Genomic DNA, 25,276 nt, shown 5'->3' on the forward strand with positions numbered 1-25,276 from the left:
GAAAGGCGGTAGATGCATTGAAAGCACAAGCGGCAAACCTTCATAAATCAACGGCTGCTTCAATGGGAGCTGTACTGAAAAAACGATTGTTGAGAAATCGGTGGATGTATTACATGCTGGCACCGGGCATTCTGTATTTTCTCGTTTTTAAATATGCACCGATGTGGGGCGTACTGATTGCCTTTCAGGATTACTCGCCCTTTACCGGATTTTGGGATAGCCCATGGATAGGCTTTCAGCATTTCCAAACCTTCTTTAGTGAGCCTGAGTTTGGGCTGCTGTTCAGGAATACATTAATCCTTGCTATCTATAATATGGTGTTTTTCTTTCCACTACCCATTATTATTGCGTTATTGCTCAACGAGGTGCGTAAGGAAGTGTACAAACGTACAATCCAAAGCTTGATTTATATTCCGCATTTTATCTCATGGGTCGTCGTCGTAGGTCTTGCTTATATTTTGTTTACGACCGAAGGCGGTATTGTCAATGAGCTGGTTGCCCAATACGGCGGTGAAAAAATTAATTTCCTGCTCAATAAAGATTGGTTTCGGATCATGATCGTTGGTGAAATGATTTGGAAAGAAACGGGATGGGGCACGATCCTATTCCTGGCCGCCCTGGCAGGCGTAGACCCTCAGCTGTATGAAGCGGCCCGGATGGATGGAGCTGGGCGCTGGAAGCAAATGATTCATGTGACGTTGCCCGCCATCAAAAGTACTATTGTGGTACTGCTGATATTGCGGCTCGGCCATTTTATGGATCTCGGCTTTGAGCAGATTTTTCTGATGCTGAATCCGATGAACCGGGAGATCGGGGAAGTCTTCGATACGTATGTGTACGAACGAGGCATCCAGCAGGGTGACTTCAGCTACTCCACAGCCGTCAACTTGTTTAAATCGACGATTGGTATCGTTCTGGTCGTATTGGCGAATACATTTGCCAAAAAAATAGGGGAGGAAGGCATCTACTAATTAAAACCCTCAACCTGCAGACAAGGAGCAATCATATGATCAAGGAATCGCTGGGCAGCAGACTGTTCGACCTTTTTAACTACAGCTTTTTGGGGTTATTCGGTTTAGCGACGGTACTCCCGTTTATTTATGTGGTGGCGGGCTCCTTCACATCTCCCCAGGAGTTTATTACCCGGAAGCTGGTGCTGTTTCCCCATGAGTTTTCACTGGAAGGGTACAAATATATTTTCTCTACAGACGTGCTGCTAACAAGCCTTGGGGTCACGATTTTTATAACGGTCGCTGGAACGGCCATCAACCTGCTGTTTACATGTCTGATGGCTTATCCGTTAGCACGCAAGGATCTGGATGGACGCAAAATCATTATGCTGGGCGTGGTCTTCTCGATGCTGTTCAGCGGGGGGATGATCCCGACCTTTCTGGTCGTCAAATCGGTAGGCATGCTCAACACGTATTGGTCCCTGCTGCTGCCTGGAGCAATCAGTGCTTTTAATCTGATCGTCCTGAAAAATTTCTTCCAGCAGCTACCAGAGGGGCTTGAGGAATCAGCGAAAATTGATGGCTGCAACGACCTGCGGATATTATGGCAAATCGTGCTTCCACTGTCACTCCCGGCGATTGCCACCTTTTCACTCTTTTATGCGGTCAATCATTGGAATGCCTTTTTCCATGCGGTGTTGTACATCAATGACAGCTATAAGTGGCCGATTCAGGTGTGGCTGCGTCAAATCGTCATTCTTTCATCAGGTGGCTTGGGGGATTCTGCGACCTTCGATTCCAACTATGTGGTGCCGCCTGGACAAATCATTAAAATGTCTGTCATCGTCATCTCCACCTTGCCGATCTTGTGCGTATATCCCTTCCTGCAAAAGCATTTCGCCAAAGGAGCATTAATCGGCTCGGTAAAGGGATGACAGCCGGTTAATCGGTAAACCAATAAAACCCAATCATGGAGGCTGGAATATGTCAGAGAACGTAATGAACACTGCGTTGGTAGAGGATTGCTTTCATATTATGTTTGCTTCAGACAAGATTTGCGAGGTTTTTAAGGAAGTGGGCCGTGACCATCTCAATTTTGCGCAATTTGGCAGCATAACGAGCTCTGGAGATCAGTTTGCCGTTTCCTTGTTGAACAAGTACCGCGACAACTGGGAGTCTCATAAGAAGGTTCCGGTTGAAATCGGCTTCAGGTCTGCGCCAGCAGTGCCCAAGTCGCAAGCTGAATCCATCCTTGCCTTCGTTCTCGGCTGGCTGTGTCACCGGGCTGCTGAGCTTCAGCTGAAGACAGGCTCGGCTGAAGCAAGTCTTTATCAGGATGCCTTTATTTTTCACAGATTGTACGTAAACAATAACAATACCCCGGTTCCTTACAGAACCGCGTTATATGAGAAAAATATGGAAACCCTGCCAGCCTCAACTTCCATCAGCAGTAAAGATCTGGCAGAATGGTTTCACGCACTGCAGCAACGTTTTTTCATCGAAATGCATACCTTTGTTCCGGACGTTGATGATATTGAGGGCTGGTTCGACAAACTGGATGCCAAGCTTAGGGAACGAGCCGTTCATATGGATCTGTTTGCAGAGATCGTGCTGAATCCTGATCCGGCCAAAGTTAAGCAGTATGTGTCCGACACCGATTTCTATGAGGATGAAGATGCGATTATTCAATTAGCCCAATCGCTGCGCAAGGGGGCACAGCCTTCCCAGGCAGAGATTGAAGCAGCTTACGAAGCTGTACCTACAAGTGATTATGGCAGAGCTTTGAAGCAAGGCTTTGGCAATCTGTTATACGCCAGCGATTTTTTCACCGGGAGTATGGATCAGAACAGACTGAATACCCTTTTGGCTGTATAAAAACGGAAACACCTAACTTGCAGACCGGGACGGCGCTATTGCCGGTCCGGTCTTATTGCCTATCGATCCGGGTATACGGAATAACCATTGAGCCATCTCAAATGTTATCTAATGATAATCAACTGTCTCTCTAATGATTATTTCGGTAAGAATAAGCTCAAAATCAGACTTTTTGTAAGCGCATCCAAATTAGCTTTCTGCTGATTGTTTCTGGTTACTGTCCGTGATGATATGCTTGCATTAAAAGTTAGCTTTGTATTTCAATATCTTCTTTGCTGCAATCATCTGAACACGCTCTTATAGTATAATGAGGAAGCACACAGCCTGATATTGTGCTGGTTGGGTCTGATGGCAGATTTGAAGCTGTATAAATAGGTGGTGGTAGCTCATGTTCAGATTCAACACATACTTGACCAAAATGATTGTTTTTACAATTGGCGTCAGTACGCTTCCCATCATTATGCTCGGCTTGTTTTTTTACATGAAAACATCCGAGACGATTCAGGATAAGGTGAATGCAGGTAACGTGCTGATTTTGGAGCAAACGCGTCTGCGTGTAGAACAAATACTCACTGTACTCGATTTACAAATTGAACGGCTTTCTGACAGCAGCTACGTCACGGAAGCATTGGATACCGGCATTGTTCCGTCACAGTTTATATTGGTTCAAAATCTGCTTAGCTCCATGTCTCGTGTTCAAACCTTCGACGTGGGTGTGCAGGACATTCACCTGATTAATTTAAAGCAGGGGTGGATATTAAATAGCGGGGGACTGAACCCGGTGGCTGCTCTAGAATCCACATTATCACGTTATCTTCATATCAATAGGGACAAATTCTGGATTGCTGAGAACGGGAGCTTGCTCAGACCAGGCAATACTGAGAACAACACAACGATTAAACTGATCAAAAAGATTCCCGCATTTTCAGAAGACCCTGATGGATTGTTTATTGCTGAAATCCCCGGCAAGCAGCTTCGCAGCTACTTGTCTGCTCATAATACGCTGGGAGAGGTTATGATATTGGATGAATCCTATCGTATTCTGGCCTCCCAGAATGACAACAAGCTGCTGGACCCGCAAATGCTGGATACGTTGATAGCCAAGCTGCACCAATCTAATGAAGCTTCGGGGTTATACGAAACCAATTATGGCAAGAAGCAGGTTGGAGTCGCTTTTCAACGGTCCTCCTTCAATGGATGGATATATATTTCAGTCATCCCCATTGAATTGATCCGCCTTGAATCCAGGAAAACGGGTTGGATCATACTTGCCACCTGTGTCATCATGCTGCTGTTGGCGGTTGTTATTTCTCTTGCTGGTTCACAGCGTATGTATGCCCCCGTGCAGCGCCTATACCAATCCCTGTTTACTAACCAGGACAAGGAACGCAAACGGATTGACGAATTTCATATGATCAATGAAGGCTTCATAAGGATGCGCAACGTTCAGGTGCAGATGGCCGATCAAATCAAGAACCATATGAGGCAGCTCGAAGAATATTATGTGCTGAAGCTCGTAAGAGGGGACATCAAGCCTTCGGAAATGAACGAAAAGCTGGGGCAGCTGGATGCCAACTCCAAAAAATGGAAGCGTATGGGTGTCCTGACCATCAAAATTGATACGCTGAAGGGCACTCGGTACAGTGAAAGTGACAGCGAACTGCTGCTTTTTGCGATAAGTAATATGGTGGGCGAATTGATACCGGCCCATAATCGTCTGATGCCTATAGTTGTCCAGTCCTCTCAGGTTACGCTTATTTTTGACGATCCCAAATCTACAGAGGAATTCAGAACCTATATGTATGCCATGGCCAAAAAGGTTCAGGACGAGGTTGGAAATTATTTGTCACTGCGGATTAGTATTGGAATCAGCCGATCGTATGCTGGACTTCATGACGCTAATCGGGCTTATAAGGAAGCCATGGATGCATTGAAATACCGGGTTTTGTTTGGACAGCAGACGATTCTTCATATTGATGACGTCCAACCCGCCCAGAATGTAACTACCGAATATCCTAAAGAACTGGAAAGACAAATTTTTGATGCGATCAAGATGGCAGAGAGGGAAAAAATCCAATGTCTGCTGGATTCCTTTTTTGAGGAAATATCCGGGCAGTATCATAACTATAATGATTATCAAATTGCCGTCACGCGTTTTTTTGTCAATCTGATCAGGCTTTTACAGGAAAGTGGAGTATCGCATTTGGAGCTGCTTGGAGGCGACCCACCCCTCATGGAGCAGCTGCATGCGCTCTCATCGGTTGAAGATGCACGGAATTGGTTCAAATCTCAAATTATCGAGCCCGTAGTAAGTGTGTACGAGGATCAGCGCAGGACCAAATACCAAACCATCTCCCAGGAAGTGGTACACATGATTCATGACCGATATGATACCGACATCAGCCTGGAAGCCTGCTCCAATATGCTTAATTACCATCCAAGCTACATCAGCAAGGTACTCAGGCAAGAGCTTGGGATCAGCTTTAGCGACTATTTGATGCAGTATCGGTTGAATAAGGCGAAGGAAATGCTGGAAGATACAGAAATGAAAATTTCTGAAATTGCCGAAAAGCTGAGATACAACAATTCACAGAACTTTATTCGCTCGTTCCGTAAGCTTGCTGGCATGACGCCTGGCACTTATCGGGCAGAGTTTATTGAACGACAGTATCGGGCTAGAAAATTTTAAGACATTCAAATGTAAATAAACAACCCGCTTACCTGGCTTGCCTGGGGAATGCGGGTTGTTTAATGTCCGCACCTATATCTCCTTATATGCTGAATTTAACTTTATGTTTATAGCTTTGAAATACGATGAAATACAATGCCCTGATTATTGTTGTAACCGTTGGACTCCGATATGCTTGTATTTCCATATGGTATTCTTAAATATGAAGTATAAGGAGTAATGTGACTAATGAGGAAATCTAAACAGCTGTTGGCATTGATCATGGCATTCGTATTATTGGTATCCGTGGTACCCTTTACAGCTTCGGCAGCAACCGACCTCCCACCGATGATTAGCGTCAAGAGTGATTGGCAGGGAACGATTATGGGGGATGTGGGTGGACAGGACAAGATTGTTGCTAACAATTTCGGCATTACGGAAGACAATGGCATAGTGACAATGAAAAGCACAGGTGATAGAGGGAAAATTCAAGGCTCGGATAGTGGAGCAATTGAAGGGATTGCCTATTATTATAAGGGAATTCCTGCTAATACGAATTTTGAGCTAACGGCCAAGGTCAATGTAGACAAATGGACGGCTAACGGTCAGGTAGCCTTTGGTATTATGCTGCGGAGCAATATACTGACGAATACCCACCAAGCCGCCTACACCGGAGATTATATAGCACTTGGCGCCTGGGAACAGAAAATGGAGGCCTTTTATAAGCAGGGGGCCGTCAAAATTCCTACGAAAATACAGTTTGACAAATTAATCGCACCCGCTGCAGGCAATGTATATGATCTGAGCCTGAAAAGGTCTGGGAACGCTTACTTATTGAAGATTGGCAATCAGACGCAAGTTATTGATGATTTCACTGGAACTATCGCTTATGCCGGTTTATTTACAGCGAGGAATACGACAGTTACCTATAGTAACGTAAAGTTAACTACAGACACCAGAACACCAAGCTCCTTGAAGCTGAATACGACATCCTTCAAAAATGATTATTTTGTTGGCGATAACCTGGATCTAGCCGATTTACAGGTAACAGCTGTGTATGCGGACCAGCATGAAGAAACGCTGACGACCAACGACTATATGGTAACAGGCTTTAATAACAGCAAGACTGGAGCCCAAACCGTTACGATCCATTTTAATGGTAAAACAGCAACGGTCAACGTGAACGTCAAACCACTCGTTGTTACCGCTTTGGAGCTGCAATATTTGCCAGCCAAAATGGTTTATTATCTTGGAGACCTGTATGATCCTCAGGGATTATCGGTGATCGGAGAATACAATAATGGAGCAAGTAAAGAAGAGCTGTCCAGCACCCAATTCACCACCTCGATAGCTGGAGCAACCGTGAGTGGAGCTACGTATAAGCTGGATTCGGCAGGAAGCAAAACCGTTACGATCCGCTCCAGTGTGACTACAGCTACATATACGACATTTGATGTGGTCGTTAAACCTGCCTTGATTACCGGTTTGGAAATCAGACAAAATCCACAGAAAACAGTCTACTACATAGGTGAATCCTTCGTTGCTGATGGGATGACTGTATATGCAACCTATAGTGACAATTCGGTAATCAAGCTGATGCGCAATGAATATACTTTGTCTGCATTGGACAGCACAAGTGCAGGTTCCAAGCAGGTGTGGATTACCCATAAGACGGCTCAACCAGTACCCATCAACGTTACCGTCAAACAAAAGGAGCTTGTTGGCATTCAAGTCACCCAATATCCAAAAACAACGTATACGGTAGGTCAGTCTTTTGATAAAACAGGCTTGGTCGTATCCTCCGTTTTTGATAATACCTACAAAGAAACGTTAGCTGCGAGCCAATATACGGTAGATGCATCTGCTTTTAACTCTGCAGCGGCAGGAAGCTATGACATCCGAATCGTACCGGTGAATACGGGGCTAGCACCGATCATTCTTCCCACTACGGTCAGAGCGGTGACTGAATACCCATGGAAATCGACCGAATTCGGACAATCTTCATCCGCTGCAAACAACAAGGTAACGGTCAAGGAAGACGGAACCATTCAGCTCGTAGCGCTGGAAGGCGGCGGTAAAGTAACCGGAGATCATGATGGTATTACGTATTATTATACGGAGCTGGATGCCAACCAGGACAATTTCAGCTTATCTGCTGATGTGAAGGTTGTGGCGTATGCCAAAGAACCGTATGATGGTCAAGAATCGTTCGGCATTATGGCGAGAGATGTTATTGGAACGCCTGGTGATTCCAGCGTTTTTGCTTCCAATATTGCAGCCATAGGCGGTTACAGCGGAGGCACAACCAAAGCGAACGGAACCCAATTATTCGTAAGAACCGGGGTTACCTCACCGGATGGGGCTGGAAGCTTGGGCATTCAAAACACAATGCTCAAAGCAGAAAGACCATCAGTTAGCAATACGTATCCTGCGGCAGACTACAAGCTGACACTTGCCAAAACAAACAGCGGGTTTACAGGCAAATTAAACGCTGGGAATGAGGAAATATTTTTCGTACCGGACATTTTAAAAGCACAGGACCCTAATAAAATGTACGTAGGCTTTTACGCAGCTCGTCTGGCAACAATAGAAGTCAGCAATAAGCAATTAACGGTTACTGCGGCTCAAACAGATGCACCCAAGGTGGAGGCTCCCAAGGCTGCCGTAACCCCATCGTTGGATGTGGTATCGTTATCGAGAACCTCCAAGACAGCTTATGCGCTGGGGATAAAAGTGAATGTGAAGGGTACGATCACAGTTAAGCAGGGGCAATCTGTCATCGCATTGGATCAGGCCATCTCGGCTGACAAGGTTTTGACAGTCAATACGACGCTTAATGCCAACAGTTCTACCGGATTCAGTGTCGCATTTATACCTGATGATACGCAGCTGCTGACCTCTTATGATAAAATGGTTAAAAACTTCACGGTTGAGATGAAAACTTATGCCGATAACGGGGATATTTATGTATCGCCGAATGGAACGAGCAAAGGTACAGGTACCCTTAACAGCCCGCTTGATCTGGATACCGCAATTGATTTTGTTAAAGCCGGACAAAAAATCATCGTGCAAGACGGTCGATATATACGTTCCACCAAGCTCGATATCAAAAAGGGCAATGATGGAGCAGCAGACGCCAAAAAATATCTGGTTGCGGCTGCGGGTGCAAGACCGATTATTGATTTTGACAAAAAATCTGAAGGTGTTGTGCTGAGCGGCAATTACTGGCAGGTTCAAGGCATCGACTTTACCCACACAGCAGGCAATACGAAAGGCTTTACCGTAGGCGGCAATTATAACCTGGTTGACAACTGCAAATTTTATGATAACGGTGATACCGGACTGCAAATCAGCAGCACGGACGGCTCCAGTGATAAGACCACTTGGCCTTCCTACAATTTGATTCTTGGTAGTGAATCGTATGATAATATCGATCCTTCCAATAATAATGCCGATGGTTTTGCAGCCAAGCTGACAGCAGGTGTCGGGAATGTGTTTAGAGGGGATATCGCTCACAATAACATTGATGACGGTTGGGACTTGTATACGAAAGCAGGCTCGGGTGCTATCGGTGTTGTCATTATCGAAGACAGTATCGCCTACAATAATGGCACTTTAACGAATGGTACGGTAGGTGCCGGAGACAAAAATGGCTTTAAGCTCGGCGGTGAAGGGATTCACGTTCCCCATATCATTCGGAACAGTTTGGCTTTTGGCAATGGAGCATATGGCTTCGCCAGTAATAGTAATCCGGGTGTTCGGGCTGAGGGCGGCAACATCGCTTATAACAATGCCAAGGGCAACATGAATTTTACAACCTACAACGGCATAACCACGGATTTCCGAATCAATGGATTCATTTCCTATCAAAAAGGGATAACGGCCAAAGACAGCTATCCAGCCAGTCTGGCTTCGGACATCAACTATATGTTTAACGGCTCGGTATCTGCTAATAAATCGGGCACAGCTCTTTCAGATGCTAACTTTGCTAGCTTGCAACCAACCCTGCCTTACCAAAGAAATGCGGATGGCACGATCATTCGAGGCGACTTTTTGAAATTTAAGCTGCTGGCTCCAACAGGCCTTACCGCTGTATCGGGAAAAACGGAGGCAACCCTTACCTGGAATCGTGCGGCGAACGCAACATCCTATACGATTAAACGCAGTATGGATAACGTAACCTTTGTGCAGATGGGTACCACTACGGAGCTGACTTATGTGGACTCGGGCTTGCTCCCAGGGAAAAATTACTATTATACGGTGTCTGCTGTCAATGATACGGAAAGTGCAAGCTCTGCTTCAGTAGCTGTGTATACAATCCCCGGTAATTCAAGCTCCTCTTCAACGGGTGGCTCTGGGGGTGGAGTGGGATCGGACAGCAGCTCTGCTTCTGCACAAACCATTGTGAATGGTAGTGAGATTCGTGTGACTCCGCAGCAAGTAACCGTTAATGGAAAAGCGGCTGCTCAGGTCACAATCGATTCGGTTGTATGGGGCAAAGCCATAGATGCCCTAACCTCCAGTAATCCCAAAGTGACGGTTGAAGTCACAGGCTCGGAGCTTGTCAAGATCGTGCAAGTCACAGCCTCGTCAATCGCTGCCGCTGTCTCCAAGGCACCTGATGCGTTTTTGTCGATCAAGGCGAGCGGCATTACTTATGATCTTCCCTTAAAGGTGCTGGATATTAACGGATTGGCACTTTCACTGGGTGTGGATGTTAAAGATCTAAAGCTGAACATTTCCGTGGAAAAAGTGAGCGGAGCAGTGGCAGACGCTATTGCAGCTTATTCAACCAAGAATAGTATGACTTCATTGGCTGGTGCTGTGGACTTTACAATTACCGCTGAGGCTAACGGCAAGACGGCAACGGTAAGTGATTTTGGTACCATGTATGTATCAAGGTCGTTCGAGATATCAAATTCTGTGGATGCGAAAAAAGCAACAGGTGTGCTGTATAACCCGGTTACGGGCACGATGACGTTCGTACCTACGTTGTTTACAAGCAATGGAAGCGGCCTTATGGCAACGATCAAACGACCTGGCAATAGCATCTATACGGTGGTTCAGGCCAATACAACCTTTGCCGATCTAAATGGTCATTGGGCACAGGCAGATATCGAGCTGCTTGCTTCCAAGCTGTTGATTAAGGGTACAACCGATACGACCTTTGTTCCGCAAAAATCCATCACACGCGCTGAATTCGCAGCACTGCTGGTACGAGCGGCAGGTCTGAACGAAGAGCAGGCAGCGTTAGCAGAACAAGCTGCAGCCAAATTCTCCGATGTCCAAGCAACCGATTGGTATGCAGGTGCAGTAGGAGCCGCTTCGAAAGCAGGTCTTGTTGATGGATTGGAGAATGGAAGCTTTCAGCCTAATGCGACGATTACCCGCGAGCAAATGGCTGTGATGATTGCACGTGCGATCCAACTGTCAGGCAAGAAATACGATACGGATGCCAAAAAGCTTGCTGCATTCGATGATAGCCTCATCATATCTTCCTGGGCCAAGGACGCAGCTGCAGGAGCGCTGAATGCCGGTATTGTGAATGGGACAACAGTACGGACATTTGCGCCTGACAGCAAAGCTACCCGAGCTGAAGCGGCAGTTATGCTGAAGCGTTTCCTGTTATTTGCCGAATTCATGAATGAATAGCCAAGGGATGAACGATGTGCGGATTTCTTGAGCCCATCAAGTTGAATATTGAAAAGCCTGCTCGTGCCACATTTTGGTGGCTTGAGCAGGCTTTTGTTTCGTATGATCTTCACAAAGTGGATGTCCGAACCTTGACACGGTTGCGTCCTTCACGTTTGGCAGCGTATAAGGCATCATCTGCCTCGCGAATGAGCTGATTTAGCTGATTATCAGGTAGAAGCTCAGCTAAACCAAAGCTCGCTGTCAGCGGGATATGGGCTCCATTATACTGTACAGGCGATTCTTCAATGGTTGAACGCAGAGCTTCGGCAAGCTCTAGAGCCGCAGATTTTGTGGTCCGAGGCAGCCACAGGATAAATTCTTCCCCGCCGTAACGGCCAAATAAATCACTCGTCCGGAGCTGCCTCTGACTTACTTTCGCTACGTGCTGTAGGGCAATATCCCCTGCTTCATGGCCATAACTGTCGTTCACCTGTTTGAAGTGGTCAATATCGAACAAGAGGAGCACAGCTGGCTCTTGCTGCCGATTTACCTGCTGCAGCTGTTGTTCGCAAGCGTGGATGAATTGAGAACGGTTATATATTCCCGTTAAACCATCAATGGCGGCCAGCTTTTGCAATCTTTGCAGCAGTTGAATGCGTTCGGTGATATCGATCAGGGATACAATAACACCCACATGATGTTCAGCGGTATTTTCCAGAATTGGAGAAATACGAACCTGGTAGTGAACGATCAGGCCGCCAATATGGACTTCTGTGTCGTATTCGGTAATAAGCCGGGATGGTTCTGTTGTTATTTGTTTAACGGATAATCCGGGAATCAAGCCATCCGCTGAGGTGCCGATGATGGCAGGTGTCAATAAGGGAATGACCTTGAAAGCGGCCTGATTATAGCGGACAATGCGACCTTCTTCGTCCAGCACCAGAATACCGTCGCGCATGCTCTCAAACACAGCTTGAATCGCTATCGGTGTGAGTGAAAACATCCGGAATGAGAAGATAGCAATCCCTATGAGTAAACAGGTCAAGCTCATAGATGCTGGTGTTACGTCGATGCCGTAGGGAACGATATCCGTAAAATACAGCGATGCACTTAATAACGGTATCGTGAAGGTAATCGCCATAGCGGCAATCTGCTTCCTGAAAATGAGCGAAGCTCTTTTCCACTGTAGAAACAGGATTATGATACATACCACAAAACAGGTACAGGAATAGGCGGCATCAAAGAAAAACCAAGGTCCCAATTGGACGTCACTGACTGGAAAGGGGCCATGTGTATATAACTCTATCGAACTGAAATACAATCCATGCCTATCATTGCTAAGCTGAAGGATCACGGTTAAGGATGGAATGACAAATAAAGCCCACAGCCAAGATCTTTTCAACAGTCTGCCCATATGTGTGTATTCAATCGTGATGAGTAGACACAAAGGCAGTAGGAACGGAACAAACAAATATTCCAGCTTGATCCAGTTAATCATTTGGTGAAGAGAGTCACTAGCCAACTCGCCAGCATATGTAAAGGCATAGAGCGAGCAAAATCCACATAACAGCAAATAAGCTCGTGAGAGCGGAGTTTTACTAATTTTTTTGATGATATAGAGAGTGAGCAACAGATTGAGTATAGCCGAAAAAATCGTAACTGTGATATAACCTGTTGCTGCTGTTGTCATGCTTGCTGGGTTCCTCCTCACATGCATTAAACTTTCTTATAATTGTAAAGTATGGCTTACATTAACCATACTACATAATGTGACAGGTTGTCATCGACGAATATTTCCCATGTCGTCATACTTTCACCATGTTCGTTCCAGCTAAAATAAGCGATGATAGACCCACAAGATAAGCATCATGAACTTGAAGCATACGGAGGACAGAGGAGGCATTAGCAATGGATCATAAAATCATCGCACACGGTAATAATCACTACGAGGTCGAGCTGGGACATGGGAATTTGCATGTTTATGCGAATCCGGAAATCTTCCAATCATTCGAGTCGAGAGTCTACGAAATGGCCGATAATAATTTGAGAATTCCAAGAAACGTCTATATGGGCTATACGCCTGACGCTCATGTGGGTGTTGGAACCTGCATCGGAACGACGGCAGTGTGGAATATGAAGGATGGTATCGTATCTCCATCAATTGTTGGTGTCGATATCGGCTGCGGCATGCGGGTGCATACGACGTCACTGCATCGCAGCGATATTCAGGATAAAGCGGTTCGTAGAGCGTTGATCACCGCTATCGAGAAGTATGTACCAACCAATGAAAGAACCAATTCGCATTATGCCGATATCGATATCATGAATGTAGTACAGTATGGCTTGAAGGGATTGCCTGCATCCTATGTACCTAATGAGCGCTGGTTAACGCATGTGGAGGAGTCTGATTTTCAGTACGATCATGCTTTCCTCGAACATCTGCCACCCAAAATTCGTAAAAACGCCCAAGGTCAATTAGGGTCACTTGGCAGCGGGAATCATTTTATTGAAATTCAGTATCTGGAATTGAATGAAGAGCATCAGGAGCTTGCAGCGAAGTGGGGACTGTTTGATGGGCAGGTCGTGGTCATGATCCATTCCGGTTCCCGTGCATGGGGCGCTATGGTTGGGCGCGAGTATAACAAAGTGCTCAAGGAGTCCATGCGTCTATGGGGTGTGAGCAATCCTGATCCCAACCTGATCTACGCGCCTATTGTGAGCCAGGAGGGACAAACCTATCTGAACTTAATGTATTCTTCATTGAACTTTGCTGTCAGCAACAGGCATATGATTGCGTTCGGAGTACAGGAGGCTTTCAGGGAGGTATTCGGCTCTGGTATGGAGACTCCGGTGCTGTATGATCTGATGCATAACTATGCGCTTAAAGAATTTCATCGCGGTCAGCCTATGCTCGTTCACCGGAAAGGGGCAACACGGGCGCTGCCACCCAAGCACTTTCTGAACACGCCAGCCTACAAAGAAACAGGTCATCCGGCCTTGATTCCAGGCTCAATGGGAACCTCGTCTTATATTATGGTTGGCAGAGAGGAAGGTTTGAAAAATTTTTATTCGATCTGCCACGGCGCGGGGAGAACCCGATCACGGAGAGCTACCAAGGAAATGGTCACCGTGGATCAATTTGAGCAATCCTTAAAGGTCGGTTCTGAGGATGAGGTTATGGTGAACCATCGTTCCTTGGAGACGATTCTGGACGAATGTCCGCAAGCCTATAAGGATGTGGATCAAATCATTGATAGTGTCGTGGGTGCGTCATTGGCAGATGTGGTGGCCAAATGCAAGCCTATGGCTGTGATTAAAGGAATTTGAGAATGCTTCAGAAGTCATGTACCAGTCAACAAAAGTGGGTTACCCCCTAAAGTCTGCTTAGTCTCCAACTGGGAGCTTAAGCAGGCTTTTTCTGTCGAGATGAGACGCTAACGAGGTGGACACACTCAGAGCTCTAAACCGGTTCCCTGCTTGAATCGCTTGATTACAACCTGTGTAGTCACGCTGACCACACCCTCAAGTGTATAAATATGCTGGAACAAAAACTGCTCAAGAGCTGCATCGTCCTTCAATAAGGCATGCATATGCAGGGTGCTGGGACCGGTCATTTGATAAATGCTGATCACATTGGGATCGGCGCTGAGGGAATCACCGACCTGCTGGACGAAGCGCGGCTCCACCTCGACTTCAAAGAAGGCGCTGACGACTTTACCGAGCTTGGTGGCGTTCAGCCGAATTGTAAAATTTTCAATAATTTCGTTCTCGATCAACGATTCTACACGTTTTTGAATGGCTACCCGAGACAGATTCAGCAGCTCGCCGATTTTGGCATAGGACATGCGTCCATTTTCATGCAGCAGCTTGATAATATCCTGATCGGTTTGATCCAGATGCGGTAATTCCAATTCGAAACCCTCCTTCAAGACCATTAAAATTTACATAATTTTATTTTAGCATAGAAAAATCGATAAGTTAACTTGATTTTCGTTATAAATTGATAAAATGTTAATCAATTTAAGGTTTTATTATCATAATAGTAACTAAATTATGAATATTGATTTACAAGTGGTATTGACGAAATATAGATGCCTGCATATAATCATGTTAATAAACATAACATGTTTTCAAATATTATTATTTACGTAAAGTATTATTACATGGAGGTGAGATTGGTTATGGCTGGCAAACTTATTTATAACGGAACGGTAATTACGATGAACAAGGATAATGAGGTGTTTAAACCGGGCTACGTGTATATGGAGCATGATGTAATTAAAGCGGTTGGGGAGTGGAAGCTGGATGGGAGTCTGGATCATTTGGTAGTTCAATCGACTTATGCTTACAACGCACAAGGGAAGGCGGTTATTCCGGGTATTGTAAATGCACATACGCATTTGTTTCAAACCTTTATGCGAGGGGTTTCCGATCATTTGCCGCTTTCGAGATGGCTTCGTGAAATTATTTGGCCTTTGAGTCTGGCGATGGAACCTGAGGACTTTTATTTGGCGGCATTAATTGGCTGCATGGAAAATTTGAAATCAGGTGCCACTTATATCATGGATCATCATTATATTCATACCTCTCCAGATAATGAGGCAGGTGTATTGCGGGCGATGGTGGATTCGGGGATTCGCGGGCATTTGGCGCGCGGTGGTTCGGATATGACGCATGAGCAGCGCTTGCGCGAGACGGAGGAGCAAATCTTCACACGAACGGATCAATTGCTGGATCGTTGGGATGGCGCTGCCTCTGGGCGTATAAGGATTGCGTTGGGGCCGCTTAATTTATACGGCTGCTCGCGTGGTTATCTGGAGCAGGCGGCCAAATTCAGTCGGGATCGCAAGCTGATCTCGCACGTGCATGTGGCAGAAACGAGTGAGCAGATTGACAATACGGTAGCCCGTTATGGTTTGCGGAATCTGGAGCTGCTGAACGAGGTTGGCTTGCTTGGCGAGCAGACGCAGGTTGTGCATGGGGTATGGCTCGATGATGGCGAGCTGGAGATGATTCGCACCGAAAAAGCTACGGTTGTGCATTGTCCGGTATCCAACATGTATCTGGCTTCGGGTGTAGCTAGGGTGCCGGAGATGCAGAGACTTGGAATTAATGTCGCCTTGGGTACGGATGGACCAGGGAGTAACAATTGCCAGGATAATCTGGAGGTGCTGAAGTTCACGGCATGTCTTCACAAAGTGAATCAGTTGGATGCGACACTGCTTCCCCCTATGGATGTACTTCGGATGGCAACGGTAAATGGGGCTAAAGCGATGGGCCGCAGTGATGATCTGGGGAGTCTGGAGCCAGGTAAAAAGGCGGATGTGGTCACGATTGATTTAATGAAGGCACATATCAGTCCGGTTCATCGCGCAACTTCGGCCATTGTGTACAATGCGAATGGTAACGATGTTGATCTCGTGATGGTAGGGGGTCAGGTTGTTGTTGAAGGTGGATTGTGTGTGGGGATTGATGAGCAGGAGGTGCTGCTGCGAGCCCAGGTTAGAGTGGATGCGCTTCGCAGCAAACTGGCAGCGAGTTATCCGATTTTTTCGACGGTTGAATAAAAAGTTCATTACCATGAATTGACTACAAGGAGAAGGGATGATTTCAATGTATCAAAAACGTCTGCAAGATCCGGTGTTGGAAAATGATTGGCATGCAGTTTATCTGGCTTCCGAGCTTAAGGAGCAACCGGTTGGTGTTATGGTGTTGGGTGAGCGAGTAGCTATTTATCGGACGAAGAAGGGGGTACATGCCTTTCAGGATCTATGCATCCACCGTGGAGCTATGCTGTCCAAAGGCTGGGTTCAGGATGATATTCTCGTCTGTCCCTATCATGGGTGGCAGTATGATTCCTCCGGTCAATGCGTCTGCATTCCGGCGCAGCCGAGGGGTGAGAAGATTCCGCCAAGAGCCAAGGCTCAGGCTTATTCCTGTATGGAAAAGTACGGTTTTATCTGGGTTTGTATTGGTGAACCGTCAGCGGAGCTCCCGCATTTTGAAGAATTTGCTGATCCTCAGTTTCGTCCGCTTGCTTGTGGGCCCTATACGGTGCATGCGGCAGGAACGAGGGTCATTGAGAATTTTACGGATTTTGCCCATTTGATGTTTGTGCACCAGGGTCTACTGGGGCATCCCGATTATGCCGAGCTTCCTGATTTTAAGGTGATTAAAGAGAAGGAACGCATTTATATTGAAGACGTGCCGATTTTTCAGCCTGTAGCTCATTCGGGCTCGGATAAAAGTGAAGGGACGACCTACGTGTATAGAAAGGAAGTGTATCGCCCTTTATCGGCACGGCTGACCAAGGCTGACCCCAGCAACGGTCAAGCCTTGTGGATCATGCTGACGGTTTTGCCTGTCACAGCAGAGGAATGTCTCGTATTCATGGTCGTTTCGCGCAATTATGCGTTTGATGTGGATGATGCGAATTTTATTCAATTTCAGGATATGGTGTTCGATCAGGATGCCCGTATTATTGAGACGCAGAAGCCTGAGCTGCTGCCGCTTGATTTGCAGGTGGAGCTTAACCATAAGGTGGACCTGTTTTCCATTGCTTACCGTCGGTGGTTGAAGGAGCTGGGTGTCGTTGTCGGAACGATATAGCAGACAAAGAGTGGAGATTGATATGTCATTTTTATATGGAATACAAAATTTAACATAGGTATTTTGTTAATTTTAACGAAATTATGTCATGTTTGTTGACGTTACTGTAACACGAGAGCTATAGTGGAGCTGCTTCTATTCAATGGTGAGAACGCAGTCTCTTAATGAATCATTAGTGGGCTGGGGGGCGATGTAGGCTGTTGGTGAAAGATTGCGGAAAACATTCGGTTCCTTGTATCTATCGCTATTCAGTCAAAAATATGTTGAAGGTAGAGGTGGGTAGGTGATGAAGGTAGCTGCTGCAAGCGGGGGGCGCTGGTTGGATCGTCTGTTTAAGCCTTCGATGTGGTTGATGAACAGGCTGCGTTACGCTCAAAAATTTGTGCTGATCGGACTCGTGTTTGTGATTCCGATTATGGTACTCACATTTCAGATGTTTTACAACATGAATAAGGATGTTCGTAATACAGAGCTGGAGGCTCGGGGGTTGGTTTATCAGCGTAGCCTTGGGGAAATGATTGTGGCATTGGAACAATATGGGTGGGGTTTGGATAGGGGGTCTGAGGGGGTTGTTGTCAGAGGTGATGTCAAGGAGATTGGTGGCAGGATCGATCGGATTATAAATGATCTTATCCAAGAAATGTCCGCACCTCAAAGTGGGTTGATGGATCCTGATTCATGGTCCAATTTGGTGAAGCAGTGGGAGATAATCAAGGCTGAGGGTGGTTCCACGAGTAGAGCTTTTTATGAGGTTCGGCATGTTGAGCTTGAGCAAATGATTTTGAAGCAAATGGATGAAGTGAAAAACAATTCGGGTCTCATTCTCGATTCGGAAATGGATACGTATTATTTGATGAACGCTGTCGTCAATGTGTTTCCGGGCTATTGGACCCATCTTGAAAAGATAGAGCTGTTGGGTACCGAGATTGCCATGCGAGGATCGATTAAAAATGTGAAAGAGCGAGAGGATCTTATTCGTCTGACGGTTGAGTTGGATGCAGTATTATCTGAGATGAATCAATCAGCCGAGCTGGTTATTAAACAAAATCCGCGGTTCGAAATGGCTTTGCGGGATTTGCAAGCAAGAAACGCAGCTTCCACCAAGGTAGTTACGGAATTGCTGGACGATAAACTCGTAAATGCGGGTGTTATTGTAACCTCGGCTGATGAGGTAGCGTCTACCAGTCAAATTGCCAAAAAAGCGCTTCTTGATCTGCACGACAGCCAGCTAAATCTGATGGCGGAGCGCTTTGGCGAGCGAATCCGCGATTACCAAGTTGACGGTTTGCTTGTCGCTCTGCTGCTGCTGTTCATTTTGGTACTGGTCATTTATTTGTTCGCAGGCTTTTATTTCTCGGTCAAAAATGCGATCGTTCAGCTGGATCGGGCTACACAGCAGCTTGTCCAGGGGGATTTGACGGTGAGAGTAAGCTCGGGGACGAGAGATGAATTTAATAATGTCATTTCTGCCTATAATCTGATGGCGGATTCCTTTCAAGAAGTGGTGGGACGCAGCAGGCAGGTGGCGGAAAAGGCTTATGAATCTGCAGGTCATTTGCGGATCAGTGTTCAGGAAACAGCGGGCAGCTCCAGAGTTATTACGGATATTATGCAGGAGGTGGCTGTTGGATCGGAGCTGCAGATGCGGAGCTCCCAGGATACTGCGTCGGCCATGAATGAAGTATCTCTCGGTGTTCAGAGAATTGCCGAAACCTCTTCGGTTGTGGCGAATGCAGCTGGTGATGCGGCTCAGGATGCACGTAGAGGGGCTGTTGATCTGGAACAAGCCGTTGTTCAAATGGCCTCAATCAAAACCAAGGTTGGTGAAACGGCGGTTACGATCTCGCAGCTGCATGAATTGTCGATTCGAATTGACCGGATTCTTATTGTTATTAAGGAGATATCGAATCAGACCAAGCTGCTGGCGTTGAATGCTTCAATTGAAGCGGCGCGCGCCGGTGAGCATGGGCGTGGATTTCATGTTGTGGCTGAGGAGGTTAGGAAGCTGGCTGAGCAATCGGACGAATCCGTCAAGCAAATAGCTTCGTTGATTTCCCGGGTTCAGCATAGTGCCAAGGAGACTGTGGATAAGATTGGTGTTGAAATTAAAGAGGTGGATAAAGGCAGTATGCTGCTGGATCAGGTTAGTGTTGTGTTTGATCGAATAATGAAGTCCGTGGAGCAGGTAGCCAGTCAGATTCAGGAGGTGTCTGCAGCTTCCGAGCAAATATCTGCCAGTACGGAAGAGGTGTCGGCTTCTATGGAGGATAGTGTCGGTGTTTCCCGCAAGGCGGTCTCCCATGCTCATCATGTAAAAGTGTCTATGGAAAAACAGGTAGGTACGACCAAGGAAGTGGCGATGTCGTCTGAAGCTTTGAATGTGCTGTCTGAAGAGTTGTTTCAATCATTGGTGCAATTCAGAATAGAATAATAAAGTTTATAATGTTAGTTTATATAACACATAAATAGGCTAACTAACGAAAAACACTCGATATTTTGTTAAATTACACAATTAAATGTTATATATATTGACTTATACATTACGCCGGATTATATTTTGTTCATGCAATCAGCAGATTTGCAGTGGGTTCATCCAAAATAGGGGGGAAGTTAAGAATGAAATTATTCAATCGTACTGCCATGTTTTTGGGGAAACGCAATGTGGTTACGTCGCTCTGTCTGGTCCTGCTGGCCGGTGCTTTATCAGCCTGCGGAAGCGCGAAGCCGCCCGAGACAGCTGCAACACCCAAGCCTGCTGACACTATGGCTGCCAAGCCTGCGGAGCCAGCAGCAGCCAAACCGGCTGAAGCGACAGCGCCTAAGGCACTTGTACCGGCAAGTCTCATTCTTAACTGGTTTGCAGAGCCTGAGCACGGTGGCAATTTTGCGGCATTGGCCAAAGGCTATTACAAGGATGCAGGCTTTGATATGACGCTAACTCCTGGAGGGCCTTCGGTATCTGCCACACAGATCGTGGCATCCGGTAAGGCACAGTTCGGGATGGCGAACGGTGATGATATTTTGGTAGCGAGACAGGAAGGCATTCCGATCATCGCGATAGCGACATCCATGCAGAAGAGTCCACAGGCTTTGATTTTTCACAAGGACTCGGGAATTAAGGACTTTAGCGATCTGAATGGACATAAGGTTTATGTAGCTGCTACTGCTAACTTCTGGCAGTACATGAAGAAAAAATATAAGCTGGATACGGCGCAGGAAATGAAGTATACCGGACAATTAGTCAACTTTGTCAATGATAAAAACTCGGTTACTCAAGGCTATCTAACCTCCGAGCCATTCACGCTCCAACAGCAAAATATTGAGTTCGGTACGCTGTTAAATGCGGATTCAGGCTATAACATTTATGCAGGTGTGTACTTTACGACGGAGAAAATGGTTGCAGAGCATCCGGACCAGGTTAAAGCTTTTGTCGAAGCGACAGTTAAAGGCTGGGATTATTACAAGGATCACTCCGATGAAATTCATCCTATGATTAAAGAAAAGAATCCGGATATGGGTCTGGACATGATGAAATACAGCGCACAAAAAGAAATGGATTTTGTTTATGGCGGCGATGCCGTAACCAAAGGCACCGGGATTATGACTCAGGAGCGTTGGGCTGAAGTGCAAAAGCAACTGGTGGATGTAGGCGTCCTGAAGAAAGCAGAAGATTTAAGCAAAGTGTTTACAACACAATTTTTGCCCAAGAAATAAGCTTAAGATCATACAGTTCAAACAAATGATGATAGGGATGGTGGCGGCATTGGCTTCATTGGAAAATTTGGAATTATTGAATGTGAGATTGCCTATGGAAGACGAAGCCTGCCTGTTTCAGGTGTCGGTTCGTAATGGCAAATGGACTCGCATCCAGATACAGGAAGCCAATGCCGTTCAACCGGATTTCACTTCGTTGGAGCATTGGAGCCCTGGCGCCACTACGGATCCATCGGCTATTTGTCAGATTGACCTGGAGGGTAAGCTGCTGCTTCCGGGCTTCGTGGATTCCCATATGCACTTGGATAAATCATTTTCCTTAACTACAGTCGGCAATGTTACCGGTACGCTTGAGGAGGCTGTCCGCAATTATTCCGCGGCATCTCCGGGTTTTAGTAAATTCGAAATTCAGTCGAGAATGATGCGATCTTCTTTGCAGGCCTTGTCGTTTGGCACTACTCACATACGCACACATCTTGATTTTAATATGAGGGCTTCCCGAGAGGTGGCACTCCGTACGATTGAAGCGGCGCTGGAAGCCAGACAATTATTGGCACCCTACGTGAAGCTGCAGCTGTTTCCGATGCTGCCTTACAATATGAATTCAGCAGACGTCGAGGTTGTGGAAGAAGCGCTTCGCATGGGTGTAGATGGGATCGGCGGGGCGCCGCATCTATCCCAAACGCCGAAGGAGGATATCGACCGGATTTTTGGTCTTGCAGAGAAATACAACCTGCCGATCGATCTTCATTCGGATGAAACTGACAATCCTTTGATGCGAACGGTAGAGCACATCGCGCTTCGGACGCGGGAATACGGTTATGCCGGACGTGTTACGGTGGATCATCTGTGTGCACTGGCTTCGATGACTGACGAGGATGCTTTGCCGCTCATTGAACGGATGGCAGAGTCGGGATTAAAAGCTGTTTCTTTACCAGCTGTGAATTTATATCTGCAGGGAAGGCATGACAGCTTTCCGGTCCGACGTGGTGTTACACGTTTGAAGCAAATCTGGGATGCCGGTATGAAGATAGCGGTGGCTTCGGACAATATCCATGATCCCTTCCATCCGTTTGGACGCGGGGATTTGGTGCAGATTGCTCTGATCGGGTCCTATGCAGCCCATATGGGAAGCTCTGCTGATCTTCGTACATTACTGCGAATGATAACGGATGTTCCGGCAGCTGTGCTTGATCTTGAGGATTATGGGGTTCGGCCTGGGGTTAGTGCCAGCTTCGTTATTCTGGACTGTGAATCGCCGGAAGAGCTATTCACCCTGCTTCCCGACCGACGCTGGGTTTATAACCAAGGGAAGTGGCTGCGAATGGCGGCAAGTAAAGCGAGCTGGCAGGATACGGCTTTATCTAAATACTGGGAGCAGGCGAGCGAAATGGTTTCATTCCTTAAGCCGCTTGAAGGGGGTTAATCCTGCTATGGCTAACGTGCTCGTCGTCTATTACAGCGCTTTTGGCCACGTTTTTCAAATGGCGCAGGCGGTCGCAGAGGGAGCGGGCAGAGAGTCAGGAAATGACGTTCGTATTGTCCGCATCCCAGAAATGGCTTCACCCCGTAACCGTACGATCACTCTCGACAAGGAACTGCCTGAGTCAGATGAGACGGTGAAGGAATTATCCGGACGCTTCCGCCTGACAGACCGTTATGCCAAATACGAAGCTTCGCTTGAGCTGCAAAAGGAAATACCAATCGCGACGAACGACGATCTGCGCTGGGCAGACGGGATATTGTGGGGATTTCCAACCTATTATGGATCGATGCCGGCACAGGTCAAGCTGTTCCTTGAATTTGCCGGAGAGCTCTGTATCGATGGTTCGCTGGAAGGCAAACCGACAGGAATATTCAACAGCACCGCTTCGATTCATACGGGTCATGAGGCGACCATTCTGACTTCCATGGTTCCACTGTTCCATTTTGGTATGATATTTGTCGGCCTGCCGTATACGGAGAATCCTGAGTACCTCACGGCTGATCCGATTGGCTGTTCACCTTATGGGGCATCGACCTTGGCAGGTCCTGACAGCTCGTTGTCGCCTGATCAGCGTGAATTGGTTATGGCAGCGAGGCTTGGTGAGCGTGTTGCCCGAGTGGCTGCTGCCCTTCAGCTCTATAGGAAGCAGAAGCTGTTATAAATCATACAAATTTAGCGGAGGTGCTTAAGCTTGACAGCAGGACGTTATGTAGGTAAAGCGTGGGATCAATGCTTTTTCCCGCGTTTAAGTAAGCTTGAGGTTGCTGAACTTGCCAAGCACGATGCATTAATTGTACTGCCCATTGCAGCGATTGAGCAGCATGGACCACATATGCCCATATATACAGACACGCTGATTTCCGAAACCTTGCTGACCGAGGCTTTCGAGCAGCTGCCCGATGATGCCAATATATGGCTGCTTCCAGTGATGCCTTACGGTAAAAGTACTGAGCATCTGGGCCATCCCGGAACGATCTCATTATCGGCGACTACGCTGATGGCGGTTGTGATGGATATCGCAAAAAGCTTGCATCGCAGTGCATTTACGAAGCTGGTGCTTGTGAATACACATGGTGGCAATACGGATTTGTTGAATATGATGGCGCGAGACATCCGGATCGAAACCGGCATGGCGGTCTTTCGTTTGGACCCAGGCGGTCTGAGCTCTGCGGATGCATGGATTACAGCGAAGGAAAAGCAGGTTGGCATTCATGCGGGAGATGTAGAAACGTCCGTTGTCATTGCGGCCAAATCGAACTGGGTGCATATGGAGCTCGCGCCTACTGAAATCCCCCATTTTCCGGAGTCGCGGTTTTTACAATTTCGCAATCGGGCCTTTGCCTGGGTTATGGACGATTTATCCGGTACCGGCATTTCCGGTGATGCTTCGGCAGCTACGGTGGAAAAGGGTCAAGCGATGATTGGTCAGTATGGGCTCGATATCGCAGCAGGTTTAATGGACATTTATCATTTCGATATGCAATCAATCCAAGATCGGGGATGAAGCGAATGGCAATAGAGCCTACCCTGCTGGGAACAGCAGCTATGAATGGAGCGTTCGCAGCCAATCAACCTACAGATAGTTTTGTTAATATGGAAAATTTATCCAAAATATATCCGAACGGAACTGTTGCTTTACAGGATGTCAACCTGTCCATACGTGAAGGTGAATTCCTGTGCTTTGTAGGGCCCTCAGGCTGCGGCAAATCAACCATATTCAAAATCATAACAGGTCTTAGCGGACCAAGTGGGGGAAAGCTGGATATTTTCGGTACCACTCCGAAGGAAGCGCGCAAGCAGAGCCATACCTCATTTGTGTTTCAGGATCATACCCTGCTGCCGTGGTCGACGGTGGAGGCGAATGTGAAACTTCCTCTGGAGCTGCGCGGCGGGATCAGCAGAAAGGTGCAGCAGGAGGAAGCGGAACGGGTTCTGGAGCTCGTTGGACTGAAGGACTATATGAAGGTGCTGCCGAGGCAACTGTCCGGCGGGATGAAAATGCGGGTTTCGATTGCACGGGCGTTAATCTCCAGGCCGAAGCTGCTGCTGATGGATGAGCCTTTTGGCGCTCTGGATGAAATCACCAGACAAACGCTTCAAACCGAGCTGCTTAATATATGGCAGCAGGACAAGAAAATGACCGTACTGTTCGTTACGCATAATGTGTTCGAATCCGTGTTTCTATCCACCAGTGTGGTTGTGATGACAGCACGCCCCGGTAAAATATCGGCAAAGATCGAAATTCCGGTCCCTTTTCCAAGGGATGAGGCATACCGGACCTCTGCACAATTCGGACAGCTTGTTCGTGACGTATCTGCTGCTTTACATCATTAATCGAAG

General features: G+C 46.9%; 16 protein-coding genes. 14 read left to right on the top strand and 2 right to left on the bottom strand.

Annotation, left to right across the window (positions count from 1 at the left end; genetic code table 11):
- Positions 1-62: 62 nt before the first annotated feature.
- The 5 genes from OB236_RS30260 to OB236_RS30280 all read left to right on the top strand — a co-directional run bounded on the left by OB236_RS30260 (position 63) and on the right by OB236_RS30280 (position 11,145).
- A complete protein-coding gene (locus OB236_RS30260) occupies positions 63-971 on the top strand; it encodes an ABC transporter permease (protein WP_262687338.1) in 909 nt (302 codons plus the stop codon).
- A 35-nt stretch (positions 972-1,006) separates the two neighbouring features.
- Positions 1,007-1,885, top strand: coding sequence for a carbohydrate ABC transporter permease (locus OB236_RS30265; RefSeq protein ID WP_262687280.1), 879 nt, complete (start codon positions 1,007-1,009; stop codon positions 1,883-1,885).
- Between the two features lie 49 nt (positions 1,886-1,934).
- Positions 1,935-2,825 (top strand): hypothetical protein, encoded by an 891-nt coding sequence (locus OB236_RS30270; RefSeq protein WP_262687281.1) that lies wholly within the window; start codon positions 1,935-1,937, stop codon positions 2,823-2,825.
- Positions 2,826-3,213: 388 nt separating this feature from the next.
- Positions 3,214-5,514 (top strand): helix-turn-helix domain-containing protein, encoded by a 2,301-nt coding sequence (locus OB236_RS30275; RefSeq protein WP_262687282.1) that lies wholly within the window; start codon positions 3,214-3,216, stop codon positions 5,512-5,514.
- Between the two features lie 228 nt (positions 5,515-5,742).
- Positions 5,743-11,145 carry a bacterial Ig-like domain-containing protein gene (locus tag OB236_RS30280; RefSeq protein WP_262687283.1) on the top strand — a complete coding sequence of 1,801 codons (5,403 nt, stop codon included), beginning with the start codon at positions 5,743-5,745 and terminating at the stop codon, positions 11,143-11,145.
- A gap of 109 nt (positions 11,146-11,254) precedes the next feature.
- Here the strand turns inward: OB236_RS30280 and OB236_RS30285 are convergent, their stop codons facing one another.
- On the bottom strand, positions 11,255-12,817 hold the full coding sequence (locus tag OB236_RS30285) for a histidine kinase N-terminal 7TM domain-containing diguanylate cyclase (protein WP_262687284.1): 1,563 nt from the start codon (positions 12,815-12,817) through the stop codon (positions 11,255-11,257).
- 218 nt (positions 12,818-13,035) lie between these two features.
- Between OB236_RS30285 and OB236_RS30290 the strand changes: the two genes are divergently transcribed.
- Positions 13,036-14,454: an RtcB family protein gene (locus OB236_RS30290; protein WP_262687285.1), complete on the top strand. Its 1,419-nt coding sequence runs from the start codon at positions 13,036-13,038 to the stop codon at positions 14,452-14,454.
- A 125-nt stretch (positions 14,455-14,579) separates the two neighbouring features.
- Here the strand turns inward: OB236_RS30290 and OB236_RS30295 are convergent, their stop codons facing one another.
- Positions 14,580-15,038: an Lrp/AsnC family transcriptional regulator gene (locus OB236_RS30295; protein WP_262687286.1), complete on the bottom strand. Its 459-nt coding sequence runs from the start codon at positions 15,036-15,038 to the stop codon at positions 14,580-14,582.
- 270 nt (positions 15,039-15,308) lie between these two features.
- Here OB236_RS30295 and OB236_RS30300 point away from each other — a divergent pair, with 270 nt between their 5' ends.
- The 8 genes from OB236_RS30300 (at position 15,309) to OB236_RS30335 (ending at position 25,270) form a co-directional block, all read left to right on the top strand.
- On the top strand, positions 15,309-16,694 hold the full coding sequence (locus tag OB236_RS30300) for an amidohydrolase family protein (protein ID WP_262687287.1): 1,386 nt from the start codon (positions 15,309-15,311) through the stop codon (positions 16,692-16,694).
- A gap of 46 nt (positions 16,695-16,740) precedes the next feature.
- Positions 16,741-17,736 carry an aromatic ring-hydroxylating dioxygenase subunit alpha gene (locus OB236_RS30305; RefSeq protein ID WP_262687288.1) on the top strand — a complete coding sequence of 332 codons (996 nt, stop codon included), beginning with the start codon at positions 16,741-16,743 and terminating at the stop codon, positions 17,734-17,736.
- A 286-nt stretch (positions 17,737-18,022) separates the two neighbouring features.
- On the top strand, positions 18,023-20,167 hold the full coding sequence (locus tag OB236_RS30310; RefSeq protein WP_262687291.1) for a methyl-accepting chemotaxis protein: 2,145 nt from the start codon (positions 18,023-18,025) through the stop codon (positions 20,165-20,167).
- 185 nt (positions 20,168-20,352) lie between these two features.
- Complete coding sequence (locus OB236_RS30315) at positions 20,353-21,450, top strand: ABC transporter substrate-binding protein (protein WP_262687292.1); 1,098 nt, start codon at positions 20,353-20,355, stop codon at positions 21,448-21,450.
- Between the two features lie 25 nt (positions 21,451-21,475).
- A complete protein-coding gene (locus OB236_RS30320) occupies positions 21,476-22,876 on the top strand; it encodes an amidohydrolase family protein (protein WP_262687294.1) in 1,401 nt (466 codons plus the stop codon).
- A 7-nt stretch (positions 22,877-22,883) separates the two neighbouring features.
- Positions 22,884-23,597 carry an NAD(P)H-dependent oxidoreductase gene (locus tag OB236_RS30325; RefSeq protein ID WP_262687295.1) on the top strand — a complete coding sequence of 238 codons (714 nt, stop codon included), beginning with the start codon at positions 22,884-22,886 and terminating at the stop codon, positions 23,595-23,597.
- Between the two features lie 30 nt (positions 23,598-23,627).
- On the top strand, positions 23,628-24,440 hold the full coding sequence (locus tag OB236_RS30330; RefSeq protein WP_262687296.1) for a creatininase family protein: 813 nt from the start codon (positions 23,628-23,630) through the stop codon (positions 24,438-24,440).
- A 41-nt stretch (positions 24,441-24,481) separates the two neighbouring features.
- Complete coding sequence (locus tag OB236_RS30335) at positions 24,482-25,270, top strand: ABC transporter ATP-binding protein (RefSeq protein ID WP_262687339.1); 789 nt, start codon at positions 24,482-24,484, stop codon at positions 25,268-25,270.
- Positions 25,271-25,276 lie beyond the last annotated feature (6 nt).

The organism is Paenibacillus baimaensis (assembly GCF_025567575.1).